General features: G+C 63.4%; 7 protein-coding genes and 1 pseudogene. All 8 read left to right on the forward strand.

Annotation, left to right across the window (positions count from 1 at the left end; all coding sequences use genetic code 11):
- Nucleotides 1-3: 3 nt before the first annotated feature.
- The gene (locus tag EDC39_RS05295) at nucleotides 4-1,347 is read left to right on the forward strand and encodes a phenylacetate--CoA ligase family protein (protein WP_148895328.1); all 1,344 of its coding nucleotides are present in this window, start codon (nucleotides 4-6) and stop codon (nucleotides 1,345-1,347) included.
- A 46-nt stretch (nucleotides 1,348-1,393) separates the two neighbouring features.
- Complete coding sequence (locus EDC39_RS05300) at nucleotides 1,394-3,160, forward strand: thiamine pyrophosphate-dependent enzyme (protein WP_148895329.1); 1,767 nt, start codon at nucleotides 1,394-1,396, stop codon at nucleotides 3,158-3,160.
- Nucleotides 3,147-3,719 carry an indolepyruvate oxidoreductase subunit beta gene (locus tag EDC39_RS05305; RefSeq protein ID WP_148895330.1) on the forward strand — a complete coding sequence of 191 codons (573 nt, stop codon included), beginning with the start codon at nucleotides 3,147-3,149 and terminating at the stop codon, nucleotides 3,717-3,719. Before EDC39_RS05300 ends, EDC39_RS05305 begins: the two co-directional genes overlap by 14 nt.
- 26 nt (nucleotides 3,720-3,745) lie before the next feature.
- On the forward strand, nucleotides 3,746-4,189 hold the full coding sequence (locus tag EDC39_RS05310) for an amino acid-binding protein (RefSeq protein WP_148895331.1): 444 nt from the start codon (nucleotides 3,746-3,748) through the stop codon (nucleotides 4,187-4,189).
- A 36-nt stretch (nucleotides 4,190-4,225) separates the two neighbouring features.
- Nucleotides 4,226-5,170 carry a ketopantoate reductase family protein gene (locus EDC39_RS05315; protein WP_148895332.1) on the forward strand — a complete coding sequence of 315 codons (945 nt, stop codon included), beginning with the start codon at nucleotides 4,226-4,228 and terminating at the stop codon, nucleotides 5,168-5,170.
- 8 nt (nucleotides 5,171-5,178) lie between these two features.
- Nucleotides 5,179-5,625 (forward strand): amino acid-binding protein, encoded by a 447-nt coding sequence (locus EDC39_RS05320; protein ID WP_148895333.1) that lies wholly within the window; start codon nucleotides 5,179-5,181, stop codon nucleotides 5,623-5,625.
- Between the two features lie 13 nt (nucleotides 5,626-5,638).
- The gene (locus EDC39_RS05325; RefSeq protein ID WP_148895334.1) at nucleotides 5,639-6,583 is read left to right on the forward strand and encodes a ketopantoate reductase family protein; all 945 of its coding nucleotides are present in this window, start codon (nucleotides 5,639-5,641) and stop codon (nucleotides 6,581-6,583) included.
- 299 nt (nucleotides 6,584-6,882) lie between these two features.
- Nucleotides 6,883-7,223: pseudogene (locus tag EDC39_RS05330) on the forward strand (TRAP transporter substrate-binding protein); the annotation flags it as partial.

Below are 7,223 nucleotides of genomic sequence, written 5' to 3' on the forward strand. Positions count from 1 at the left end.
ATCATGGCTTGGAGTAAAGAGGAGACCATCAGTCGCGACGAGATGCAGGCCATCCAGCTGGCCGGTCTGCAGCGGACAGTCCGTTACGTCTACGAGCGGAACGTCCATTACCGGAAGAAACTTGACGAGCTGGGAGTGTCCCCGGAAGACATCCGCTCGCTGGACGACATCCGGCGGCTTCCCTTTACCACCAAGCAGGACCTGCGCGATCATTACCCCTTCGGCATGTTTTGCGTCTCGCCCGAGGAGATCGTCGAATATCATGCCACCTCCGGCACCACCGGCAAGCCGATCGTGGTCTGCTACACCAGGCAGGATCTGGAGGTCTGGTCCGAGGCTATGGCCCGCACCTGCGCCGGCGCCGGCATCGGTCGCGACGACGTGGTGCAGAACATCTTCGGTTACGGCCTGTTCACCGGAGGTCTGGGGATGCACTACGGCGCCCTGCGTATCGGCGCCGGGGTGGTTCCCATCTCCGGCGGCAACACCCAGAAGCAGATCATGCTGATGGAGGATTTCGGCTCCACGGCACTCACTTCCACCCCCTCGTTCCTGATGCATATCCACGAGGTCGGCGAGCAGATGGGGGTCGATTTCCGGCAACTGAAGCTGCGGGTGGCCCTGTGCGGTGCCGAGCCCTGGAGCGAATCGATGCGCCACTCGATCCAGGACAGGTTCGGCATCAAGGTCTGCGACATCTACGGCCTGTCCGAAATCACCGGTCCCGGCGTCTCCTTCGAGTGTGTCGAGGAGCAGGACGGCCTGCACATCAACGAGGATTTCTTCTATCCGGAAATCATCGATCCCGACAGCGGCGAGGTGCTGCCGGCCGGCGAGGAGGGCGAGCTGGTCTTCACCACCATCAACAAGTTCGGGCAGCCGCTGCTGCGCTACCGGACGCGGGACATCTCCCGGCTCACCTACGGCACCTGCTCCTGCGGCCGGACGCTGGTCAAGATGGCCCGGGTCAGCGGGCGCAGCGACGACATGCTGATCATCCGCGGCGTCAACGTCTTTCCGTCGCAGATCGAGGCGGTGATCATGAGGCGCGAAGGGGTTTCTCCGCACTACATGGTCGTCGTCGAGCGCAAGGGGGCGATGGATTCGCTGCGGGTCAAGGTCGAGGTGACCGAGGAGTTCATGATCAAGGCGGCGGCCGACATTCTCAAGGGGGACGAGTTCGACATCCTCGAGGACGTCGCCGCGGTGCGCAGCAAGAAGCGCAACCTGCAGCACGACATCAAGGACGTCATCGGCATCAGCGTCGACATCGACCTGGTGCCGCCCGGCAGCATTCCGCGCAGTCAGGGAAAGGCGAAGCGAATCCAGGATCGGCGTCCTAAATAATCACAACAGGCTCCTGTTTGGAGCCCATCGAAAAGGGAAGGATTGAATGAAGAAGATCATTTCCGGCAATGAAGCCATAGCGCTCGGTTTTACCGACGCCGGCGGCGTTTTCGCCTCCGGCTATCCGGGAACTCCCAGTACCGAGACTCTGGAGGAAGTCGCCCGCCTGGGCGAGGTCTACTGCGAGTGGGCGGCCAACGAAAAAGTCGCCCTCGAGGCGGCCATCGGTGCCAGCATCGCCGGCGGGCGGTCGCTGGCGACGATGAAGCACGTCGGGGTCAATGTCGCTGCCGACGCCCTGCTGACCCTCTCCTACACCGGGGTCAACGCCGGGCTGATCCTGATGGTGGCCGACGATCCGGGCATGCATTCGTCGCAGAACGAGCAGGACAGCCGCAACTACGCCCGCTTCGCCAAGGTGCCGCTGCTCGATCCGGCCGACTCGCAGGACGCCTACGACATGGTGCGGGCCGGGTTCGAGATCTCCGAGCGGTTCGACACCCCGGTCATGCTGCGCACCACCACGCGGATTTCCCATGCCAAGGGAGTGGTGGTGCCGGGGGAGAAGCTGGCGCCGCGGATCGGTGACTGGCAGAAGGAGGTGCCCAAGTACGTGATGCTGCCGAACTTCGCCCGCCAGCGGCACGTCGTGGTCGAGGAGCGGATGCTCGCGCTGCGGGAATTCGCTGAAACCACGCCGCTGAACCGGGTCGAAATGCGCGATACCGAACTCGGCATCGTCACCTCCGGCGTGGCCTACCAGCACGCCCGCGAGGCCTTTCCGAACGCCTCCATCCTCAAGCTGGGTCTGGCACATCCGTTGCCGGAGCGGAAGATCCGCGAGTTCGCCGGCTCCGTACGCAAGCTGGTGGTGGTCGAGGAGATGGACGGCATCTTCGAGGAGCAGATCCGCGCCATGGGCATCGAGGTCGCCGTGGGCAAGGACAAGTTGCCGCTGTGCGGCGAGATCAACGCCGATCTTTTGCGCGCCGCCCTCGACGGCGGCGAGGTTGCCGCTCCCGCACCGGTGGAGGGGCTGCCGCAGCGGCCGCCGGTCTTCTGCCCGAGCTGCGCCCATCGCGGCCTGTTCACCATCCTCAGCAAGCTCAAGGTCTTCGTCTCCGGCGATATCGGCTGCTACACCCTGGGGGCACTGCCGCCGATGGGGGCCATGCACTCGGTGATCGACATGGGGGCCAGCATCAGCGCCGCCCACGGCATGGCCAAGGTCAACACCATCGCCGGCCGTGCGCAGAAGCCGGTGGCGGTGATCGGCGATTCCACATTCTTCCATTCCGGCATGACCGGGCTGCTGAGCATGGCCTTCAATGGTGGCGACGCCCTGGTCATCATCATGGACAACCGCACCACCGGCATGACCGGCGGCCAGGAGAATCCGGGAACCGGCCGGACTCTGGAGGGCCAGCCGACCCGGCAGGTGGAGATGGTGCCCCTGGTCAAGGCGCTGGGCATCGACAACGTTTTCGAGCTGAACACCTACGATCTCGCCGCCACCGAGGCGGCGATCAAGAAGGGGCTGGAGACGCCCGGTCCCTACGTGCTGATCGACCGCAATCCCTGCATCCTGCGCTACCGGATCCGCAAGCCCGCCATGACCGTCGACCAGGAGAAGTGCACCGGCTGCCGCGCCTGTCTCAAGGTTGCCTGCATGGCCCTGGGGCTGACCGCCACCGGCGAGAAGCCAAAGGTGCGGATTGATCCCAATGTCTGCAACGGCTGCGGGGTCTGTGGCCAGATGTGCAAATTCGACGCGATGCATGAAATCGAGGGAGCGAACAATGCCAATCTTTAATATCGTCATAGCCGGCGTCGGCGGCCAGGGAGTGCTGATGGCTTCCCGGGTGCTGGCGGAAAGTGCCCTGGCCAGCGGGCTGGATGTCAAGCAGAACGAAGTGCACGGCATGGCCCAGCGCGGCGGCAGCGTGATCAGCTTCGTCCGCATCGGCGAAGAGGTTGCCTCGCCGGTGGTCACACCGGGGACGGCCGATCTGCTGATCTCCTTCGAGCCGCTGGAGGCCCTGCGCTATATCCACTACCTGAAGCCGGCCGGCCGCCTGGTCTACAACCGGGTTCCGATCAATCCGAGCACCGTCGCCTCCGGCCTGGCGGTCTATCCGCCCGATGTCGAGCAGCAGATCGCCGCCATCTGTCCCGAAGCCAAGGGAGTCGAGGCGCTCTCCATCGCCCGCGAGGCCGGCAACGGCAAGGCGGTGAACATGGTCATGGTCGGCACGGTGATGAAGCATCTGCCGCTCGACGAAGAGGTCATCACCGAGGTCGTGAAGCAGGTTTCGAAAGACAAGGGGGTCGAGGTCAACCTGAAGGCGCTGGCCGGCGGCGCGGCGGCCTGATTCCGTCGACGACGAAGGAGTTGCCCATGAAGCTGAAACAGATTTCGATCTTTCTTGAAAACGCGCCGGGGCGCCTCTACGAGGCGACGCACGCCTTCGGCGAGGCCGGCATCAACCTGAGATCACTCTGCATCTCCGACACCTCTGGGTTCGGCGTGCTGCGCATTCTGGTCTCCGATGTCGCCAAGGCGCGGCGGATCATCATGGAGAAGCAGCTGCCGGCCCGGGTCGACGATGTGGTCGCGGTGGAGATCGTCGACGCCCCCGGCAGCCTGGCGAAGGTGCTGAAGGTGCTGATGGAGAACCAGGTCAACGTCGAGTACATGTATGCCCTGGCCGGCACCTCGTCCGGCAAAGCGGTGATGGTTTTCAGCTTCAGCGACAACGATCTGGCCATCAGGCTGTTGCAGGAGAGCAACATCCGGATTCTCGACGCCGATTCCTTCGGGATTCTTGAAAATCCGCAGTGATCTCAACCGTCAGCTTCCTCTGCATCGGGAGGTTTCATGAGTACTGAAAGCACCTATCAGCCCAGGCGGTTTGCAGTCATCGGCGCCGGCCCTGTCGGCAGCGTTGTCGCGGCGTTTCTTGCTTGGGGAGGGTACGAAGTTACCCTGTGTGACGTCATCCCGGATCTGCTCGAACCGGCGCTGAATCCCGGCATCCTCATCGAGGGCGTCGACAACCTGCAGGCCAGGGTTGCGCGCACTACCACCTCGGTGGACGATCTGGGCAACGATCCGCCCGACGTCATCTTCGTGACCGTCAAGGCGACCGCCCTGCCGCTGATCGCCTCCGCCCTGGAGAGCTTTGTCGATGAGGGGCGCTATGTCATCAGCTGGCAGAACGGCATCGATACCGAACAGGTTCTGGCCGAGCACCTTGGCGCCAGGGCGGTGATGCGCGGCGTGGTCAATTTTGGCTGCGTTCCCGTCCGGCCCGGCCAGGTTCGGCTGGCCTTCCATCACCGGCCGCACTACCTGCAGGAGCTTGACCCGCAGTCGCGGGACGCCGCCATAGCCATCGCCGGGGTGCTCACCGAGTGCGGGCTCGATACCCATCACACCACGGCGATCGCCGACATGGTCTGGCGCAAGACGGTGCTCAACGCCTGCATGAATCCGCTGTGCGCGGTGACCGGCATGACCATGGTCGAGATCATCAACGATCCGATCACCTTCGACCTGGTCGACTCCCTGATCAAGGAAGGGATCGCCGTGGCCCGGATCAACGAATTTTCCCTCGGTTCCAACTACTATCCCTTCGCCATCAACTACATCAAGAGCGCCGGCAACCACAAGCCGTCGATGCTGCAGGACATCGAGGCCGGCCGCCGGACCGAGATCGATTACATCAACGGCAAGATCGTCGAGTACGGTTTCCAGGCCGGGGTCGCCACCCCCTACAACACCATGATCCGCGGGCTGGTCAAGGCCCTCGAGCCGAAATAGGGGGGACGATGAAGCTGAAACAGCTCTCCATTCCGCTGGAAAACGCGCCGGGGCGGCTGCACGCCGTCACCAGGGCGATGGGGGACGCCGGCATCAACCTGCGGGCCAACTGCATCTGCGATTCCGCCCACGACTTCGGCGTGCTGCGGATCGTGGTCTCCGACCTGGCCGCCGCCCGGGCGGTGGTCATGGAGCGCCACATCCCGGCCCGGGTCGAGGATGTGGTCGCCGTCGAGATCGAGGATTCGCCGGGGCAGCTGGCCGACATCCTCGAGCTGTTTCTCGATTCGCGGGTCAACGTCGAGTACATGTACGCCGTGGCCGGGGCGACGGCCGGCAAGGCGGTGATGATCTTCAGCTTCAGTGATGTCGACGCCGCCATCGAGATTTTGACCCGCAACGGCAGAAAACTGCTCGACGCCGAGTCGTTCGGGATTCTCGAGGCGCGGACCTGAGGAGGGGATGTCAATGAGCGAAACGGGCGGCTACAGTCCGAAAAACTTTGCCGTGGTCGGCGCCGGGCCGGTCGGCTGTACCGTCGCCGCCTTCCTGGCGCGGGGAGGCTGCGAGGTCACCCTGTGCGACGTGGTGCCGGCACTGCTGGAGCCGACCCTCGACCCGGGCATCCGCATCACCGGGACCGATGATTTCCAGGCCCGGGTCGGCCGCTCCACCACCCGGGTCGACCTGCTCGGCGATGATCCGCCCGACGTGGTGATCGTGACCGTCAAGGCGACGGCATTGCCGATCATCGCCTCGGCGCTCGAACACTTCATCGGTGAGGGGCGCTATGTCGTCAGCTGGCAGAACGGCATCGACACCGAGCGGGTGCTGGCCGAGCGGCTGGGCAAGAAGGCGGTGATGCGGGCGGTGGTCAATTACGGCTGCCTGCTCGAGGGACCGGCGCAGGTTCGTCTCGCCTTTCATCACCGGCCGCACTACCTGCAGGAGCTCGACCCGACTGCCCGCGAGGCGGCTCTCGCCATCTGCCGGGTTTTCACCGCCTGCGGGCTGGACACCTGCCATACCGACAGCATCCGTAACATGGTCTGGCGCAAGACGGTCAACAACTCGTGCATGAACCCGGTCTGCGCCGTGACCGGCAAGACCATGTTCGAGGTGATCAACGATCCGATCCTGTTCGGTCTGGTCGATGCCCTGCTCAAGGAAGGAACCATGGTGGCACGGGCCAACGAGATCAGCCTCGGGTCCGATTTCTATCTCGACTGCATGGACTACATCAAGAGCGCCGGCCGACACAAGCCGTCGATGCTGCAGGATATCGAGGCCGGACGCATCACCGAGATCGACTACATCAACGGCAAGATCCGCGAGTACGGCCAGCGGGCCGGGGTGCCGACGCCCTACAACGACGCCCTGCGCAGTCTGGTCAAGGGGCTCGAGCCCGGCTGACGGCAGGTCGGCGGAAACATTCCGCAACAAGATAGAACAATTTTTGTTTTATAGGGTTTTGCATCGAAAATTATTTGTTTGAACACCAAAAATTACTGGAAATTCTATTATAAAACAGCGTATTATTTTTACTAGCGGATAGTGCCGTATGTCGGCGGCATGAACGTCTGTGAAATCAGATTCGGGTCAAGCCGTCTCCCGTGAACGGGCAGAGGCTTTGTCGGTTGTCGTCGGGTCAACAATTGTCCGGCCGTCGCTCTGTCGGCGCCGGGCACCATTCCAACCAGTGGAGGTGTCTGATGAAAAGAACGTCCGTTCTGATTGCCCTGTTACTCGTGACCCTGCTCGCCGCTCCCTGCTTCGCCGCCGAAAAGAAGAAAGACCCCCTGGCCGCCTGGAAGCCGAAATTCGATCCATCCGGTGCCAAGTACACCTACATCCTCTCCAACATCTCGCATCCGGTCATCGAGGGGATCGCCGTCGGCTACCGGATCCGTGACGCCGTCTGGGAAAAATCGGGCGGCCGGCTCTATGTCGATTTCCGTCCCCTGGCGCAGCTCGGCGGGGAGAAGGACGTCATCGCCAAGCTCAAGATCGGCGCCGTGCAGGGGATGATGGCCTCCTCGGTGGCCGCCGCCAA

The sequence above is a fragment of the Geothermobacter ehrlichii genome (genome assembly GCF_008124615.1).
Lineage (GTDB): Bacteria > Desulfobacterota > Desulfuromonadia > Desulfuromonadales > Geothermobacteraceae > Geothermobacter > Geothermobacter ehrlichii.

Bases quoted from the DNA above. Each gene is read 5' to 3' on its own strand.
- EDC39_RS05305 (WP_148895330.1), top strand. From the start codon at position 3,147: ATGCCAATCTTTAATATCGTCATAGCCGGCGTCGGCGGCCAGGGAGTG.
- EDC39_RS05315 (WP_148895332.1), top strand. From the start codon at position 4,226: ATGAGTACTGAAAGCACCTATCAGCCCAGGCGGTTTGCAGTCATCGGC.
- EDC39_RS05295 (WP_148895328.1), top strand. From the start codon at position 4: ATGGCTTGGAGTAAAGAGGAGACCATCAGTCGCGACGAGATGCAGGCC.
- EDC39_RS05320 (WP_148895333.1), top strand. From the start codon at position 5,179: ATGAAGCTGAAACAGCTCTCCATTCCGCTGGAAAACGCGCCGGGGCGG.
- EDC39_RS05300 (WP_148895329.1), top strand. From the start codon at position 1,394: ATGAAGAAGATCATTTCCGGCAATGAAGCCATAGCGCTCGGTTTTACC.
- EDC39_RS05325 (WP_148895334.1), top strand. From the start codon at position 5,639: ATGAGCGAAACGGGCGGCTACAGTCCGAAAAACTTTGCCGTGGTCGGC.
- EDC39_RS05310 (WP_148895331.1), top strand. From the start codon at position 3,746: ATGAAGCTGAAACAGATTTCGATCTTTCTTGAAAACGCGCCGGGGCGC.